This window comes from Streptococcus thermophilus (genome assembly GCF_010120595.1).
Lineage (GTDB): Bacteria > Bacillota > Bacilli > Lactobacillales > Streptococcaceae > Streptococcus > Streptococcus thermophilus.
The window spans coordinates 1,194,870-1,213,034 of the sequence record NZ_CP038020.1; the positions used below are offsets into that span (position 1 = coordinate 1,194,870).

At 39.1% G+C, this 18,165-nt stretch carries 16 protein-coding genes and 3 pseudogenes; 16 read left to right on the forward strand and 3 right to left on the reverse strand.

What is annotated here, in order from left to right:
* Positions 1–40: 40 nt before the first annotated feature.
* From E3C75_RS06360 to E3C75_RS06370, 3 genes are all read right to left on the reverse strand, one after another.
* Positions 41–988, reverse strand: a complete 948-nt coding sequence (locus E3C75_RS06360) for a glycoside hydrolase family 25 protein (protein ID WP_024009828.1) — start codon at positions 986–988, stop codon at positions 41–43.
* A gap of 191 nt (positions 989–1,179) precedes the next feature.
* Positions 1,180–1,569 (reverse strand): hypothetical protein, encoded by a 390-nt coding sequence (locus E3C75_RS06365; RefSeq protein ID WP_024704054.1) that lies wholly within the window; start codon positions 1,567–1,569, stop codon positions 1,180–1,182.
* A 255-nt stretch (positions 1,570–1,824) separates the two neighbouring features.
* Positions 1,825–2,451, reverse strand: a complete 627-nt coding sequence (locus tag E3C75_RS06370) for a Pr6Pr family membrane protein (protein WP_002948102.1) — start codon at positions 2,449–2,451, stop codon at positions 1,825–1,827.
* A gap of 246 nt (positions 2,452–2,697) precedes the next feature.
* Here E3C75_RS06370 and E3C75_RS12025 point away from each other — a divergent pair, with 246 nt between their 5' ends.
* The 16 genes and pseudogenes from E3C75_RS12025 to htpX all read left to right on the forward strand — a co-directional run bounded on the left by E3C75_RS12025 (position 2,698) and on the right by htpX (position 18,062).
* Positions 2,698–2,979: an Mbeg1-like protein gene (locus tag E3C75_RS12025; RefSeq protein ID WP_084828697.1), complete on the forward strand. Its 282-nt coding sequence runs from the start codon at positions 2,698–2,700 to the stop codon at positions 2,977–2,979.
* Positions 2,976–3,089, forward strand: a complete 114-nt coding sequence (locus tag E3C75_RS12030) for a hypothetical protein (protein ID WP_406701477.1) — start codon at positions 2,976–2,978, stop codon at positions 3,087–3,089. Before E3C75_RS12025 ends, E3C75_RS12030 begins: the two co-directional genes overlap by 4 nt.
* Before the next feature lie 169 nt (positions 3,090–3,258).
* A pseudogene (locus E3C75_RS12035) lies at positions 3,259–3,423 on the forward strand (Mbeg1-like protein); the annotation flags it as partial.
* 12 nt (positions 3,424–3,435) lie between these two features.
* Positions 3,436–3,720, forward strand: coding sequence for a hypothetical protein (locus tag E3C75_RS06390; RefSeq protein ID WP_111679534.1), 285 nt, complete (start codon positions 3,436–3,438; stop codon positions 3,718–3,720).
* 30 nt (positions 3,721–3,750) lie between these two features.
* Positions 3,751–4,515: pseudogene (locus tag E3C75_RS06395) on the forward strand (SDR family NAD(P)-dependent oxidoreductase).
* A 12-nt stretch (positions 4,516–4,527) separates the two neighbouring features.
* Entirely contained in the window at positions 4,528–4,665 is a 138-nt protein-coding gene (locus E3C75_RS11150) for a hypothetical protein (protein WP_162877220.1), read from the forward strand.
* A gap of 108 nt (positions 4,666–4,773) precedes the next feature.
* A complete protein-coding gene (locus tag E3C75_RS06400; RefSeq protein WP_111679535.1) occupies positions 4,774–7,764 on the forward strand; it encodes a type I restriction endonuclease subunit R in 2,991 nt (996 codons plus the stop codon).
* 58 nt (positions 7,765–7,822) lie between these two features.
* Positions 7,823–10,012 (forward strand): AAA family ATPase, encoded by a 2,190-nt coding sequence (locus E3C75_RS06405; RefSeq protein ID WP_100273412.1) that lies wholly within the window; start codon positions 7,823–7,825, stop codon positions 10,010–10,012.
* Between the two features lie 31 nt (positions 10,013–10,043).
* Positions 10,044–11,228 (forward strand): restriction endonuclease subunit S, encoded by a 1,185-nt coding sequence (locus E3C75_RS06410; protein WP_111679536.1) that lies wholly within the window; start codon positions 10,044–10,046, stop codon positions 11,226–11,228.
* Positions 11,229–11,239: 11 nt separating this feature from the next.
* Positions 11,240–11,827 (forward strand): hypothetical protein, encoded by a 588-nt coding sequence (locus tag E3C75_RS06415; RefSeq protein WP_059257337.1) that lies wholly within the window; start codon positions 11,240–11,242, stop codon positions 11,825–11,827.
* Positions 11,828–11,854: 27 nt separating this feature from the next.
* Positions 11,855–12,607: a hypothetical protein gene (locus E3C75_RS06420; protein ID WP_111679537.1), complete on the forward strand. Its 753-nt coding sequence runs from the start codon at positions 11,855–11,857 to the stop codon at positions 12,605–12,607.
* A gap of 42 nt (positions 12,608–12,649) precedes the next feature.
* Positions 12,650–14,254 (forward strand): type I restriction-modification system subunit M, encoded by a 1,605-nt coding sequence (locus tag E3C75_RS06425; RefSeq protein WP_111679538.1) that lies wholly within the window; start codon positions 12,650–12,652, stop codon positions 14,252–14,254.
* 77 nt (positions 14,255–14,331) lie between these two features.
* A pseudogene (locus E3C75_RS06430) lies at positions 14,332–15,219 on the forward strand (Rpn family recombination-promoting nuclease/putative transposase).
* A 262-nt stretch (positions 15,220–15,481) separates the two neighbouring features.
* The gene (locus E3C75_RS06435; protein ID WP_100273420.1) at positions 15,482–16,483 is read left to right on the forward strand and encodes a DNA/RNA non-specific endonuclease; all 1,002 of its coding nucleotides are present in this window, start codon (positions 15,482–15,484) and stop codon (positions 16,481–16,483) included.
* Between the two features lie 117 nt (positions 16,484–16,600).
* Positions 16,601–17,161: a LemA family protein gene (locus E3C75_RS06440; RefSeq protein ID WP_011680991.1), complete on the forward strand. Its 561-nt coding sequence runs from the start codon at positions 16,601–16,603 to the stop codon at positions 17,159–17,161.
* Position 17,162: 1 nt separating this feature from the next.
* Positions 17,163–18,062, forward strand: coding sequence for a zinc metalloprotease HtpX (gene htpX / locus E3C75_RS06445; RefSeq protein ID WP_024009843.1), 900 nt, complete (start codon positions 17,163–17,165; stop codon positions 18,060–18,062).
* Positions 18,063–18,165 lie beyond the last annotated feature (103 nt).

Genomic DNA, 18,165 nt, shown 5'->3' on the forward strand with positions numbered 1-18,165 from the left:
ATTTGGGCAAGAAGAAAACCAGTGTCTGAAACACTGGTTTTTACTCACTAGTAGACGACTTTGAGGAACGAGATGAGCTGGTTACAGTTGCTGAGCTAGTTGAACTGGTCGAAGTAGTTTTCTTATTTTTAGTTGATTTCTTCTTAATCTTTCCAAAGAGTTTTTCAAAGGTTTTACGCTTGTTTTTCTCAGGGTTGATTTGATTAAGATCTAGGGTATTGTCGAAACCAGGAAGGCTTCCTTGTGACGTATACTGGTGAAGGTCATAGCCGATTTCAGTATTTGGCAAAGCCTCATAGTAGCCCGAGTCGGTACCATAGGCTGGAATCCAAACGGCATCGAAGTTTTTGGTTGAAACTTCTTGCTCAAGCATGAAATAGGCACCAATATAGAGGCCAATCTTCTCAGCTCCTAGACGTTTGAGTTCAGCACGAAAGGCTTGGACACCTTCCTCCATGTTAGACATGGTTTCCTCTTCAACGTCAATCCAGTAATAGGTAGGTTTGTATGGAGAAGCATTATTGTAGAAAATACGAGCTTCTTCCTTCATCTCTTTGACAGAAGTACCTTGGGCGTAGGAATAGACGGCAACTGGAACGTCACGTTTTTTGAATTCTTTGATATGTGTTTTAAAAGATTTGTCAACTCCATTTGAGCTGGCGGCATTACTATCCTTACTAATCTGTGAACCACCGAAGACGCGGATGATAGCACCAGAAATATAATTTGACAAGACATCGTAGTCGATATCCTGAGGAAGTTGCCAACCCGAAAGGTCGATAATGGGATTGAGTATCAGCTCCTCATCGGAACTGTCAGATGTACTACTGGTTGTTGTTTTTGGTGTAGTAGCAGAAGGAATAGCTGATTTCACTTTCTCGAGATGCGCCTGCTGTTTAGACGTATTGTGAATGTTTGCAATAACTAATGCTAATCCTAAAAGAGCTAGAACCACGTAAACAACGATCGGTTTAATTCTTCTTCTCATCCCTTCCCATTCTACATTAAATAGCGTAAAAATGCAAAACACTCGGCATATAAATTATGTGAGATATATTACAGTGACTTATTTTTTTAAAGTTTAGTGATACTAGCTCAAACTGATTTAATGAGGGTATTATTAGGGGATTAGTTGTGAATTAAGTGAATATTTCATTTATTTAAGAAAGATTTTTAGCCTTATTTATCAGATTTTTCCTTAAAACTAGCACCACTAGTGGCATCAGACCAAGCTACTAGTGCTTGAGCAGAACTATCCAGATAGGTCTTGAGAGGTTGTTTTAAATCATAAATGGTTTCCCAAAATCCAAGGACATTTCCTTCTTTATCGAGAGCAGCCTGATAGGTCTGGATTAGGATTTGATCAAAACTGTCTGTGGGAATTTGATAACTCATTTCTTTGTTAGGAGAAGCCAAAATCTCAGATAGAATCCAATCGGGCAAATTTTCAGACTCACGGGGAAAGAAGCTACCGTCAGCCCCACCATTGTCATAGAGAAGGGTTCCTGTAGCATCATAGGCTGCTAGTTTATAGGGCAAATGGTTCAGTAATGTTTTTAAAACGTTCATATTTTCATGATAACTTCTTTCATGCGAAATAGCAATACATTGGATTGAGAAGAATACAATCGTAGGATAGTATCAGTTTGTCTAAGGATAATAGTAGCCCTGAAATCAATATAAGGCTATAATAAGGACAAAATATTTGAGGTAATATCATGTCAAAACTTATTTTTTTGATGTTGATGGCCTCTATAAGGCTTTTGATAGATTAGGATTATTGAAATAGAAAAACTGAGTTCCTTTTGGAGCTCAGTTTTTATTTTATGCCGGTTTACGACCGATAAATTTTTTCAAGAGGAATAAGAGATAGCCAACAGCAATGTAGCCAGCACTGATGACCAGGACGTTTATCATGACCTTATTCCAACCAAATTTATTGACATTGATAAAGAAGTAGGCGAAAGGACTATCTTTGGCACCTGGAATTGACAGTTTTAGAACCAGTCCGTTTAGAAGGGCAAAGGCGAAGTAAGACAGTGGGAATAGGGACCAGTAAAGTGGTTCGCGCAGACGAAAGGCTTTCTTAGCATCGAAAATGAGGGTATCAAGCACCAATCCCCAAGGGACAATATAGTGAACTAAGAAATTGCGGAGGGTCCAGAATTTCTCAGGTTCTGTAATAGGAGCCAAGAGGATGTGATAGATGACTCCAGTGATGAGGATGGCCATGGTTACGCCACCCTTGTAACGCAAGAGTTTTGTGTTAGTCGTCGCATCCCCTTTTTTGAAGTCATAGATGATAAAGAAAATCAAACTAGAAAAGACGAGGATATTGGACAAAACGGTGTAGTAGAGCAACATGCCCCAACCATCATCATGGATTTGAATAGAGACTCCTACCAGTCCACAAAGAGCTAGTAAGATACGGTAAAATCGTGAAATAGTCATAAGCTTCCTTTTCCTAATAAATAATCTCTCTTATCATATCACATTTTTCACTAACAATTTATTGAAAATTCTAGTAAAATCAAAGTAAGAAAGACTTTCAAGGAGTTTACCATGCCCAATTTAATCGATTATCTTGAACAGGTGAAGGAGCTTACCTTTGATCAAGAACCTCTCAATATCTTGGATAAGGTTTGCATTAATGAAATTGGCTAACTGACTTATGAAAAATGGCTCTTAGCAAGTGATTTGAAGGAAACCATCAATCTACATGACTATGCTAAAGGGAAGGACTTAAATCCAGACTACAGCTTCATGGTAACTAAGGAACAGGTGGATTTGGCTGAAGCCATGGTGAGGTCGAGACGTTTCGCTGGACTTAATCTAAGTGACTACTGTAGTGTCTTGGACAAGGAAGTGGAAAAGCAGTTTGCAGCTATGATTTTTAGTCTGCCTGAATTAGACTACCATCAGCTTGTCTTTCATGGGACAGATATATTGTCATTGGATGGAAGGAGGATTTTCAGCTGACCTATAGTCAAGAAATTCCAGCTTATCACTCAGCTATTGCCTTTCGGTCTGATCACTTGCCTAATCTCAGTGGCTATATCACTTGTTTCTGGCCATTCAAAGGGTGGTAATCTTGCCCTCTATTCGGCTATTCAAAGCTCGACTTGTTCTACGTGAGCAAATAGCAGAGCTTTTGCTCCTAGATTCTCCAAGGTTGATGAAACCACTCTTAGAAAATCCTGCTTACCAAGAGTTGAAAGTCAAGATGACAGTTATCAGACCTCGAGATTCTGTTGTAGAGTCATGCTCTACTGGGAACAGGCTGCTCAGCTAGTAGCAGCGGAAGGTATAGGGATCTCTCAACATAATGCCTTACTTTGGCAGGTTGACTTGGAAATAAATGATTTTGTTTATGAGGACCAGCCAACAGAGTTGAGTCAACGTTTGGAAGAAACCTTCCAATAGTGGATTGAGACCTTGCCCAATCAAGAACTCAAGCAAGTTTGCGATTTGGTTTTTGATACCATCCTTGATTCAGGTATTGAAAGCCTCGATGATATTGGCATCCAAGCCTTGCCAAAGATAGGTCAGTTGTTACAAGAATTTGGCAATCTTTCGGACCAACAAAAGAAGGTCCTGCAAGACGGTTTCAACCAGTTACTCTCGATATTTTGGAAGTCAGGAAACAAGAAATATAGTCACCCCAAGCTAGAACTTCCTGATTTTATCAAGAAGTTGAGTGAATTGACCAACAACGATTAGGGCAGCGGAATCATTGAAATGGAGGATATCATGCCAAAAAACGTACTTATTATAGGAGCAACATCAGGAATTGGCGAAGCAACGGCGCGTGCCTTTGCCAGAGAGGGGGCTAACCTCATCTTGACAGGGCGCCGTGTAGAGCGCTTAGAAGCTCTAAAAGCAGAATTTGAAGCGACCTATCCCAATCAAAAAGTTTGGACCTTTGCACTGGATGTTACCAATATGGAGATGGTCAAGGACGTTTGCCAAGCCATTCTCAAAAGTGTGGGGCAAGTCCATGTCTTAGTCAATAATGCAGGCCTGGCACTAGGCCTAACAGCTTACCAAGACTACGAATAGTGGGACCTGCTGACCATGCTCGAAACCAATGTCAAGGGCTTGATGATGGTGACACGTCAGATTTTGCCGAGTATGGTAGCTGCCAATGAGGGCCATATCATCAATATGGGTTCTACAGCAGGCATCTATGCTTATGCAGGCGCCGCTGTTTATTCAGCAACCAAAGCTGCAGTGAAAACTTTTAGTGACGGCTTGCGTATTGATACCATTGCCACAGATATCAAGGTGACAACCATTCAGCCCGGTATCGTTGAGACCGACTTTTTACAAGTTCGCTTTCACGGTGCCAAGGACAAGGCAGCCAAGGTTTATCAAGGTTTGGAAGCCCTCCAAGCCCAAGATATTGCGGAGGCAGTCCTCTATGTTACCAAGCAACCACGACGCGTTCAGATTTCAGACATGACCATCATGGCTAACCAACAAGCCACAGGGTTTACCATTCATAGGGGAGAGTAAAAAGAGAAACTTATGAAGAATCAAACTAATCCAGCCATCGGCAGTAGCTGGGAAGACTCACAATCAAAACTCTTTAGCAAGGAAGAAATTGAAGCCAGTTACCAAAGAGTGGAAAAACTCATTCAGAAAAAAAGAGTAAATAGAAGATAAAAACATGGAACCAAGCTGTGTTTTTTGTTTGAATTTTCCCAAAACTATGAAAGAAACCGTGAAAATGCTATAATGTAAGGGATTACGACAATGTTGAAAGGATAAGTCATGCCAGCAGTTACTCCAGAACTTGAGATAGAACGTCAATTAATCGAGCAATTAACCTCTGGTGAGAGCCAGTGGACCTATCGCCCAGACTTAAAAATTGAAGGTCAATTATGGGATAACTTTTTTGAGAAGTTAGCGCAAAATAACGTTGCCCTCCTTGCTGACCATCCCTTGACTGAGCAGGAGAAGCGCCAAATCAAGAACCAGCTTAACTTCATTAACTATTATGAAGCTGCTAAGTGGTTGGCTGGTGAAAATGGTATTGCCAAAGTCGAGGTACAGCGTGAAGATGCTAGCCTTGGGACTATCCGACTTTCTGTCATCTGGCGTGACAATATCGCTGCTGGAAAATCCAGTTACGAAGTGGTCAATCAAGTTGAACGTGACAAGGCCTATCCTCAAGATCAGGACCGTCGTTTAGATACAACCCTGATGATCAATGGCCTTCCTCTTATCCATATCGAGCTCAAGAGTCCTCGTGTCGCCTTTTTGGATGCCTTTCATCAAATCAAAAAGTATGACCGTGAAGGAAAGTTACGTGGTATCTATTCTGCCCTTCAGATGTTTGTTGTGACTAATAAGGTTGATACACGTTATATTGCAGCTGCACGAGAGGATAAGCTTAATAAACAATTCTTAACATCTTGGGTGGACAAAGATAATAAACCCATGACCAGTCTCATGGACTTTGCCCACGAGGTTCTGTCTATTCCACGTGCCCATCAGATGGTGATGCAGTACTCCGTTATTGATGATAGTAAGAAAGCCCTTATCCTCTTACGTCCTTATCAAATCCATGCCATCGAGTCTGTTCAAGATGCCTCTCGCCGTCAGGAATCAGGCTATATCTGGCATACCACGGGTTCTGGTAAGACCCTGACCTCCTACAAGGTGGCTCGCAACCTCTTGCAGATTCCAGCTATCCAAAAGACCGTTTTTGTCGTCGACCGTAGGGACCTTGACCAGCAGACGACCTCGTCCTTTCTTTCTTACGCCGCCAATGATGTCATTGATATCGACGAAACGGACAATACTCATGATTTGGTTAAGCGTTTGGCAGGAAATGACAAGCGTGTGATTGTGACGACTATCCAGAAAATCACAACCATGATGCGCAAGTTTGGAGAGGGTAAATACCAAAAGGATTCGGAAAAAATCAAAGACCTTCGTGTGGCTTTCGTTGTGGATGAATGTCACCGTGCGGTCACGCCTCAGACTCAAAAGGATATCAAAGGCTTTTTCCACAATTCGCTCTGGTATGGCTTTACTGGTACACCGATTTTCAAGGAAAATAAACGAAAGCAATTAGGCGATTTGGCACAAACCACCCACCAACAATATGGCGAACGCCTACACGAGTATACGGTCAAAGAAGCCATCCATGACGGGGCAGTCCTGGGATTCAAGGTAGACTATCGAAATACTATTATTTCGCCGATTCCTGAAAAAGATCTTCCTGACTCTGTTTATGAAGATAAAGAACACATGCTAGAAGTCTTGGATGCTATCCTAAACAAGAGTTATCAACAGTTGGGCTTTCCAAATGGTGTGGGAAAGACCTACGAGGCTATCTTAACGGTTAAGTCCACTCCACAAGCTCAGGCTTATTACAATCTGCTCAAGAGTATCAAGGCAGGACAGGAACGTATCAAGGTGTCAGAGCGAGCTAAGCGCGTGCTACCCGACTTTCCAAAGATGACGGTCACTTACTCAGTGTCGGAAAATGAAGAAGAGTCTATCGACTACCAAAACCACATGAAACAGGTCATGGACGACTACAATCAGGAGTTCGGTACCCATTTTAACATGGCTGATTTGCGTGGCTTTAATACGGATATCAATAATCGTTTAGCCAGAAAGTTAGACAAATACATTCCTCGCAATGAGCAGTTGGATTTGGTTATCGTCGTTGACCGTCTTTTGACCGGTTTTGATGCCCCCTGTCTATCCACTCTCTTCATCGACCGTAAGCCCATGCGTCCACAGGATTTGATTCAAGCCTTTAGTCGTACCAACCGTATCTTTGATAGTAAAAAGCGTTATGGCCATATCATCACCTTCCAAAGACCAGAGGCCTTTAAAGAGGCTGTGGATAATGCCCTTAAGCTCTACTCAAACGGAGGTGAAAATGACGTCACTGCCCCAGATTGGGAGGAAGAAAAAGCCAACTTCATCCAAGCCTGGATAGATTTTCAAGTAAAAGTGGAAGATGTGGAAAACTATGTCATCACGATAGTGCAGGCCTCTAGCCCACAACTCCGTCGCATTGCTAAGGCTTATCAAACTTTTGACAAGTATCTGGCGTCTATCCGTGTCTATAGTGAATACGATGAAGCGGCTATCTATGCAGAAACTGGCCTATCAGATGAAAAGCTCGAAACCTATCTAGGAATCTATCAAAATATCCTAGCAGAGCTCAAAAGCCGAGCAGAAGACGATGGTGATGATAATCTCTTTGATATCCACTACGAACTGGAATCCGTCCAAGTCGACGAGATTAACTATGCTTACATCCTGACACTGATTCAAAGTATGATTCAGCAGGAAGAGGATAGTCCACAGGCTCTCAGTGACAAGGATATCGAAACGGTTGATAATTATATCCAGAGTCTGGAACGTACCAATCCTAAACTAGCAGAAATCATCCGAAATCTGTGGAAAGAAGTCCAAGCCAATCCTAAAGATTACCAAGGACAATCTATCACTGACGTCTTGGACACTATGATTGAAGCCATTATCGACGACCATCTCAAACGCTTTGCCAGAGAATGGTATGTCGGACTCGATGAACTTCGTTACTATGTCCAACACTATCGTAAGGGTGCCAAGAAGCAATCAGGCGAAAGCCAGCTTGCCAAGAGCCAACGCTACAAAGACTACAAAGCAGAAACAGCTGATGCCCTCAACCCGCTCAGCTACAAAAAACAAATAAAAGAAGCCTACACCAAACTCATCGAAGAGGTCATTGAACCATTGAGAGTTGGGAGGTAGGAGAATTAAATTAGTATAGTTTCGCTTGAAAAATATGTCACGAGAAAAGAGGATATTTATGGTTGGTACTGTTATAAATTTGAAGCAAATTAAATTTGATGATTCTGTTTCTCCACTTTTTAAAGGAGATGAATTAGAATTATCTTCTAAAAACTTTATTTTTGCAAAAAATGGTTCGGGTAAATCAACATTAAGTAAATCAATTTACACTCAAAAAAAATCAGAATATGAAGTTCATGTTTTTAATGGCTTTGAATCTTTAATTGGTGAAAATGAGAATCTAGATGCTTTTTCATTAGCAGTTGGAGCAGGTGATAAAGAAGCAGAAATAAAGGAATTAGAAAAGAAAATTTTGAAAACAGAGCACAATCTATCTTTAATTCAAAAACAACTTGATAAGAGAAGTTCTGATGGAGAGGAACCAACTTTATTCGATGATTTTCAGGAGAAAGGTAAGTTATATAAAAAACAATATAAAAAATTAGATAGTTTCTATAAGAATTCTGCTAGAACTATTTCATTAAAAAGAGATCCGATTATTGTAGATAACCCAAAATCTTACAATAAAAATAGTTTCAAGTCAGAAATTGCTAGAGCCTGCCGCTTGAAAGAAACTGAGATAAATCGATATTTGGATATATTGCAAAGCTCTCCACAAGAAATTACCCCCTTAAAAGAAAAGAAGATAGACTTTGAAAAATATTTAACTGCTGTTAATGAGATAATTTCAAGTAAAGTTATTGAACGAGTTACAGTTCGTAGACTAGACAGTCAAAGAAAGATAAACTTCGCTAGAGAGGGATTAGAAATTCATAGAAATGAAGAAATTTGTTCTTTTTGTGGGAACAAAATCTCTAATGAGATAAAACTTGAGTTAGAAAGTTATTTTTCAGCAGATGAGGTAAAGGCTTTACAAAATCGAATTAAATCTGGGAAAGAACAAATTGCTAATTTATTAAATGAAATTTCAGAATATGTAGCTATAAAAGTCGAAGAATTCTTTCCAGATTTAATTGAAAATGCCAAAAAAGAGATTGATGAGATTGATAGAAGATTAGAACAACAAAAATATTTTTTTGAAACCCTACTCAGTACTTTAGAACACAAAGAAAGTAATCTTTTTGTGGAAACTGAAGAATTAGAATTAACAATACCGGATAATATAAATTATGAAAATTTTAATAAGATTATTGAAGGGCATAACAAATATGTTTTAGATATAAAAAATAAGCAAAAAGAGGCCAAAAATTCAATTAGATATCATGAAATCAAGATTTTACTGGAGAGTTTTAAATATGAACTTGAAATGGAAAAATTGAATAATTATGAAAAAGATAAAAAAGACAAATCTTATACTTTGGAACAAAAAGAAGATGAAAGAAATAGCTTAGAACAAGTATTAGTTGAATATCGAAATCAAATTGATACTTTAAAGCCAAAAGCGGAGAAGAAAGCTATCGAGAGAATTAATACAAAACTTCGTTTGAGAGTCTCTTGGGAACTAGATCATGTTGACGATGAAAATCTTGGTTATTATAGAATTAAGGAAGGAGACCAATACAGAAGCGTAAAACATTTATCAACGGGTGAAAAAAATGTTATAGCATTTTTATACTTTATTGAGCGATTAGAAGAAGTCAAAAAGAATCGACGGAATAAAAAAATATTAGTGTTTGATGACCCAATGAGCTCAAATGATGATACAATGCAATATTTGATTATTTGGGAATTACAAAGACTTTATCAAAATAAAGATAGAAATAAATTTGATGTAAATAAAGATATCATGGTAATTTTGACTCATAATGTTCATTTTTATTTAAATGTTCAACCTCATGGTAATTTCAAAGATGATAAAGGTAGAACAAAATATGACAAAAACAATTTTTATCGTATTGATCATCATGAATTTATTAAAATTACGACTGAAAAAGAAGATTTAAAAACAAGTTATGAAGCTCTATGGATAGAATTGAAAGATTTGTATGAATGTGGTCATAAACTATCAATGTTAAATACAATGAGAAGGATAATAGAAACTTTTGTGAAGTTTAATTCACTGAAGCAGGATAGATTTTATCAAGGCAATGAACAGTATTTAAAGTTGTTTAATGTCAACTCTCATGCTATAGATGATTTATCGGCAACGCAGTATACAGAAACAACCGATGAAATGAGAAATCTATTCTTTCAAATTTTTAAAGATAATGATTATGAGGATCATTTTAAAAATTATTGGGAGTTTTAGACCGATTGTTAATAATTGTAAAGGAGTAGATATGGAGGTCAAAAATAAGAGAGATGTCCCCAAAATTAGATTTAATATTTATAGAAAAAGGTGGAAGAAGAAGAAATTTAAAGATTTTACTAAATTATCTCAAGGGTTACAAATAGCAATATCGGACAGATTTACAGAAGATGCAGAAACAAGGCATTTTTATATAACAAATGAATTTTTAAATCCAAATTCTAGAAAAAAATATTATATTGAATCTCCATCTGAAAATGTTATTTGTACTGTAGATGATATTTTAATGACTAGGACTGGGAATACAGGAAAAGTGATTACAAATGTCTCGGGTGCTTTTCATAATAATTTTTTTAAGGTTACTTATGAAAAAAATGATACCGCCAAATTGTTTTTATATTATCTTTTGCTATCATATGATGTTCAAAAAGAAATACTAATAAGAGCAGGAAATTCGACTATACCTGACTTAAACCATGGTGATTTTTATTCTATAAAAACTTTCATTCCTACAATTGAAGAACAATCCGCCATAGGCTCCCTTTTCCGCACCCTCGACGACCTTCTATCTAGCTATAAGGACAATCTCGCCAACTACCAATCTATTAAGACGACCATGCTCTCCAAGATGTTTCCCAAAGCCGGACAGACCGTTCCTGAAATTCGTTTGGATGGATTTGATGGTGAGTGGGAAAATAAAATACTCTCTGAAGTTACAAATATTACAATGGGACAATCTCCCAAGTCAGAAAACTATACAGATAATCCGAATGATTATATTCTTGTTCAAGGAAATGCAGATATTAAAGATAAGCAGGTCGTTCCTAGATTATGGACGACGGAAGTTACTAAAATGGCAGAAATTGGCGATATAATTCTAACTGTGAGAGCTCCTGTTGGTGATATTGGTAAAACGGATTACAATGTAGTTATTGGGCGTGGAGTTGCAGTAATAAAAGGTAATGACTTTATTTTTTATACTTTAGAAAAAATGAAAATGACTGGTTTCTGGAATAAATTTAGTACAGGTTCAACGTTTGAATCAATTAGTTCGAATGATATAAAAGAAGCAATTATTCAAATTCCAACTCTCGAAGAACAACAAGCCATTGGCGCCTATTTCTCAAACCTCGATAACCTCATTAATTCTTACCAAGAAAAAATTTCGCAGCTTGAGACACTCAAAAAGAAACTCTTGCAAGATATGTTTATTTAGAAGGAATAAAGATGACAAGTTTATTTGAAAATTTTCAAGTTACTTTGGTGATGTACTCGGCTCTTTTTTCATTAGTTGGTTCATTTATTGGCTTCTTACTTCAAACTGCTGTTCAGTACTACATATCTAGTAGGGGAAGTGTCAATGTTTATGTTAAATCTGTATTTAATAAGGTAACACAGAAGTCTTGGGGATTTCATCATTCAGGAATTGGATTGACATTTGATGTTCCACTATGGGTTGAAATTCATAATACAAAATCAAAGAGACAAATTATTAGAAATATGAATTTGGTTCTTTATAGTAAGGGAACACCTGTTACAAAAATGATTCAGTATAGTGGATTTGAACAAAATGGAAAAAGTTATCAATATGGAGAAAATGGTGCTTATTCGTTTTTGTTAGATTCTTATGAGCTAAAAAGATATGATTTAGATTTTGGAATATCTTACAATGAGGTTGGTTGTGAATTTGATGAAGTTTGGATTTCTTATTATGATTTTAAAGACAGGTATCATCAAAGTAAGCTATTTGACGTTAAGGAACCATGGACTATCACGAAGAATGAAATTGATGATGATTGGAGAAAGATTGGTTAAATTACTATTACGACCTAGGAGACTAACATGGTATCAGTAACACAACGTATTAAACAGATTAAGCAGCCTCGTGGTGGTTATCTGCCTGTTAAGGCGTTTACAGTGACGACGCTTGATGATGGTCAAGTTCTTAATCCTGAGGAGTCTATTGCGGCTAGTTTGGTTGGGATTGCTGTGGACTATCTTAGTCGTTTCATGGATGGGACAACCGTTGAGGAGGCTTTTGAGATTTCCTTGCTTGGTGCTAGAGTCATGAGGATGGAATCTAAGGCTTTTGGTCTTCTGGATGATATTAAGAGGCTGGATGATTTGTCGATTACTAAGGCTTGTCAGTTGGCAGGTTTTGATAGTGCCTTTCGTGCGGGTCCTCTGGCTTATCGTCCAGTGGAGAGTATTGTCCCAGATCAAGCTACCATTTCGAATATTCGTATCATGGTTGAGCGTAGTTTGAGCTTCTTCAAGGCCTTTGGCCCTGTGACTGCGGATGGTTTTACCATGGAAGGGGCTTATACAGCTACCATAACGACTGGTGATGGGGATTTCCTGACCAAAGATACCCTTTGGGACTTTAAAGTCACCACCAGCAAGCCTAATAAGAACCATACCTTGCAGCTACTGAGTTACTATCTCATGGGTAGGCGTTCGATTCATCCAGAGTTTCAAACTATTGAAAAACTAGGCATTTTCAATCCACGTCAAAATACTATTTACCAACTTCCTCTTTCTGAGATTTCAGATGAGGTAATCAAGGAAGTGGAAACAAACGTGATAGGCTATTAGAACTAATAGGATAACATTCAAAAATACAAAGAAAGAAACATTATGTCAGAAACAACACAAACCTCCCAGTCGCTTTACCAAGCCCTGTGGAACTCAGCGGATGTGCTCCGCTCTAAGATGGATGCTAACGACTATAAGTCATATCTCTTGGGCATGGTCTTTTACAAGTATTTGTCGGACAAGATGCTCTTTTTCGTGGCAGAGACCATGGAGGAGGAGACAGAAAGCTTGGAAGAGGCACTGGCAGTCTATCGCAAATACTATGAGGATGAGGAGACTCACGAGGACCTCTTGTCAGTCATCACTGATGAAATGAGCTATGCCATTCATCCTGACTTGACCTTTACGGCCTTGGTAGAGCGAGTGAATGATGGAAGCTTCCAGCTGGAGGACTTGGCTCAGGGCTTCCGTAATATTGAGCAGAGTGACGAGCTTTATGAAAACCTTTTTGAAGACATTGACCTTTATTCTAAGAAACTTGGAGCGACTCCTCAAAAGCAAAACCAAACGGTTGCGGCTGTGATGAAAGAGTTGGCAGTACTAGATGTGGCAGGTCATGCTGGTGATATGCTTGGTGATGCTTATGAGTACCTGATTGGTCAGTTTGCGACGGATTCAGGTAAAAAAGCTGGTGAGTTCTATACACCGCAACCTGTTGCCAAGCTCATGACGCAGATTGCCTTTTTAGGACGTGAGGACAAGCAAGGCTTTACCCTTTATGATGCGACTATGGGGTCAGGCTCGCTCTTGCTTAATGCCAAACGCTATTCACGTCAACCACAGACAGTGGTTTACTTTGGTCAAGAGTTGAACACATCAACTTATAACCTGGCACGTATGAACATGATTCTGCATGGTGTGCCGATTGAAAATCAGTTTTTACACAACGCTGATACCTTGGATGAGGATTGGCCAACTCAAGAGCCGACTAACTTTGATGGGGTTCTCATGAACCCACCTTATTCAGCCAAGTGGTCTGCTAGCTCAGGTTTCGTGGATGATCCTCGTTTCTCACCATTTGGGAAACTAGCACCTAAGTCTAAGGCTGATTTTGCCTTCCTCTTGCATGGTTACTATCACTTGAAACAAGACAATGGTGTTATGGCCATCGTCCTACCTCATGGGGTACTCTTCCGTGGTAATGCCGAAGGGACTATTCGTAAGGCTTTGTTGGAAGAAGGAGCTATTGATACGGTTATTGGTCTACCTGCTAATATCTTCTTTAACACCAGTATTCCAACGACGGTTATCATTCTCAAAAAGAACCGCACCAATCGTGATGTTTACTTTATCGATGCCTCTAAGGAGTTTGATAAGGGGAAAAATCAGAACATCATGACGGATGCTCATATTGAGAAGATTCTCAGTGCCTATAAGAGCCGTGAGGATATGGACAAGTTTGCCCATCTGGCTAGCTTTGAAGAGATTGTGGAAAATGACTACAACCTTAATATTCCTCGTTATGTGGATACCTTTGAGGAAGAAGAAGTGGAGCCCTTGACCGAGATTGTGGCTAAGATTAATCAGACCAATGCGACGATCGAAAGTCAGACAGCCTCCCTTCTTGATATGCTTGGCCAGCTTCATGGAACCACACCAGAAGCAGACGAAGAACTCAAGGCTTTTGTGAAAGCATTTAAGGGGTAGTTGCAAACTCTCATTTGCTTTTTCCGAATAATAGAAGTAGAGGGACCAACCCTCTATTTTTTCTTAAGGAGAGGTAAATGGAAAAAAGACACAAGCATGTCTCACCGACCTTGGATATCATGGCTAAGAAGATTTTCAGTCTACCTGAGGTGACGGTGGCTTTCATTCGAGATATTTTGGATTTGGATGTTGTGGACGCTCAGATTTTGGAGGGGACGCAGCTTCATAAAAAGGGCTTTGACGAGGATGAGCTCTTTTCAACCTCGGTGGATGTTCGGGCTAAGTTGAATGATGGAGCTGAGGTCATTATTGAGATTCAGGTGCGTAAGCAGCATTATTTTCTCAATCGTTTTCATTATTATTTGGCTAACCAGCTGGTGGAAAATGTGTAACAATTACGCCAACAAGGACAGATGCATAAGATGTATGAGCAGATGGAGCCGGTCTATGGTATAGCTATCTTGGAGAAGACCTTGTTGCCTGATGAGGAGTCCCCGATTAATACTTATTGGATGGCCAATAGTCGGACGGGCAAGCCTTTGAATTCTTACTATAAGGACGGTAAACGTCAGAACCTTCTTCAGATTGCCTTTTTAGAGTTGGATAAGTATAATAAAGGTAAACATATTACGGATGAAGGGCGGCAGTGGCTAGAGTTTTTTGGAAATCTCCCATTTTCTAAGGAACCTAGTCAAGCGGTCACGCATGCCGATTCATTACTGGATTCATCCAGCTGGACACAGGAGGAAAAGGCGATGATTGATGAACACATACGTATTCAAGAAAATTATGACATGACTATGGAAACAGCTATCGATGAAGCACGTGAAGTAGGCTTGGAGAAAGGTCGTTATGAGGAGCGTCTAGAGTTGATTCGCAAGATGCTCTCAAAAGGCCTGTCACTAGAGGTAGTATCAGATGTGACTGGTTTATCGGTTGAGGAACTAGAGACATTGTTATCGTAAGAATCAGTTAGGAATAAACATTTATTTGAAAAGTCAGAGGCAGTTTTTGTCTCTTTTTTTATTTTTAGGTATTTGACATTTGCAATACTTAAACATTCGGAAAATAATACTTTGAATCGTAAAATTAAAAAAAAGATTGTCAAACGTTTGACAGAAATCTGAGAAAACAGATTTAAAACAATTTGATTGTTTTAGCCGATAAATCTTGCTAAATAAGCCTTTATGGAAATTTAGAGTTTTCTCTTTCTTACACGTGAAAGAAATTACCTTTTTGTGCGACATTTTTAGACTATTATTTGCTCTTCTTCTTTTAGTATTTACTTTAGGATTTGGATTTTCAGTTGATACTAGCAAACAATCGTTGACTGTAAGCTCTCAAGTAGCTCAAGCGGATGAGAACAATGGTATATTAGCTTTTAATGGTCAAAAGCAGTTTGTCATGGAGGAAAAGGACCAGTTAGGACGTGCCCACAGTGCTCATATACAGTTACAAGATAAGGACGAGTCAAAGAATAAACGCCCCGGTAAAATAAAATATGATCCTGTAGGATGGCATAACTATAAGTTTTATTATGGTGATGGTAAATCAAAATCTTGGTTAATGAATCGAGGACATTTGATTGGCTATCAGTTTTCTGGTGTCAATGACGAGGGCAAGAATTTAGTACCTATGACTGCCTGGTTGAACTCTGGAAATTATAAAGGAACCGACGAAGGTAATCAGTCAGGCATGCTTTATTACGAGAATCGCTTGGATAACTGGCTGGTACTCCACCCTAACTATTGGTTAGATTATAAGGTAACAGCTATCTACAGTGGATACGAGTTGTTGCCTCGTCAGGTGGAACTTCAGTATGTTGGTATCGATAGTTCTGGAAATCTCTTGGAAATTAAACTTGGTGGAGATAAGGAGACTCTTGATAGTCAGGGAGTTACACATGTTGTCTTAGATAATCAATCACCAAATGCAGAAATCAATTATGCAGATGGGACAGCAACAAATACGGTAACTGAATTTACTGAAGCACCATCTGAGCCTAGTTCTGAGAGTTCACAGGTGACTGAACAACCAAGTTCTGAGCCAGATCCTGTGCAACCTACACAGGAAGAAAGTAGAACAGCTTATGTGGCGCGTCATGGAAGAGCAGATGTTTATTGGTATGACATCAATAGTATGCCTAGCAACACCAACAAAGCAAATGTAGTTACTATGACAGAAGCAGATGCCCTAGCCCAAGGCAAACGACACACGTCTAAAGAGTAAAAAAAAAACTCACATTCTATCACTTTTATCTGAAAATTTGATATACTAAGACTATTAAAGATACTTGTAAGAGAAGTCGTACGGACTTTCTTTAGGTATAAGAAAGGAATAAAAAATATGATTTGGATTATTATTGCCATTATTGTTGTTCTCGTGATTTTTGTTATTGCAAGTTATAACGGCTTGGTTAATAGCCGCATGCAAACCAAGGAGGCGTGGAGTCAAATTGATGTTCAATTGAAACGTCGTAATGACCTTCTTCCTAACTTGATTGAAACTGTTAAAGGGTATGCAAAATACGAAGGTTCAACGCTTGAAAAAGTAACAGAACTTCGTAATCAAGTAGCAGCTGCAACTTCACCTGCAGAAGCGATGCGTGCTAGTGATGAATTGACACGCCAGGTTTCTGGAATCTTTGCGGTTGCTGAAAGTTACCCTGACCTTAAGGCCAGTGCAAACTTCAGTCAGCTTCAAGAAGAGTTGACGAACACTGAAAACAAAATTGCCTATTCACGCCAACTTTATAACAGTGTAACAAGTAACTACAATGTGAAATTGGAAACATTCCCAAGCAATTTTATTGCCAAGATGTTTAGCTTTAAGGCTGCTGAATTCCTTGAAACACCAGAAGAAGAAAAAGCTGTGCCTAAGGTTGATTTCAGTGGACTAGGTAACTAATATGTTATTTGATCAAATTGCTCGAAATAAGAGAAAGACTTGGCTTTTGCTCCTTGTCTTTTTCCTCTTGTTGGGCCTTGTTGGTTACGGTGTTGGCTATCTTTGGTTAGGTTCAGGCTTCGGTGGTCTGATTCTTGCTCTAGTTATCGGTTTTATCTATGCCGTTACCATGATTTTCCAATCAACTAATGTCGTTATGGCTATGAACGGTGCACGAGAGGTTGATGAACAAACCGCTCCGAACCTTTATCATGTTGTTGAGGATATGGCTATGGTGGCACAAATACCGATGCCACGTGTCTTTATTGTCGATGATCCTTCAATGAATGCTTTTGCTACGGGGTCTAGCCCTAAAAATGCGGCAGTAGCTGCTACGACAGGTCTTCTTACGGTTATGAATCGTGAGGAACTTGAAGGGGTTATTGGACATGAAGTGAGTCATATTCGTAACTATGACATCCGTATTTCGACCATTGCAGTTGCCTTGGCATCTGCCATCACCATGCTATCTGGTATGGCCCGCAATATGATGTTCTGGGGTGGAGGCCGTCGTCGTAATGATGATGATCGTAATGGAAGTAGTGGCTTGGAAATTATTCTTCTCATTATTTCTTTGATTGCCATTATTCTGGCGCCTTTGGCAGCTACCTTGGTTCAGTTGGCTATTTCACGCCAGCGTGAATTTTTAGCTGATGCTTCTAGCGTCGAATTGACACGTAACCCACAAGGTATGATTAACGCTCTGCTCAAACTTGATAATAGTGCGCCAATGCAACATCACGTGGATGATGCTAGCGCAGCCCTCTTTATCAATGACCCTAAAAAAGAATCTGGTTTACAGAAGCTCTTTTATACTCACCCACCAATTTCAGAACGGGTGGAACGCTTGAAACAAATGTAACTCAGGGAAGGCTAATCATGTGATTGGCCTCTTTCTTTTAGCAGTTATTTTCTTTTTTAATTAAATAAATAAGTATCATACCTAGTCAATTCAACTTATTTCT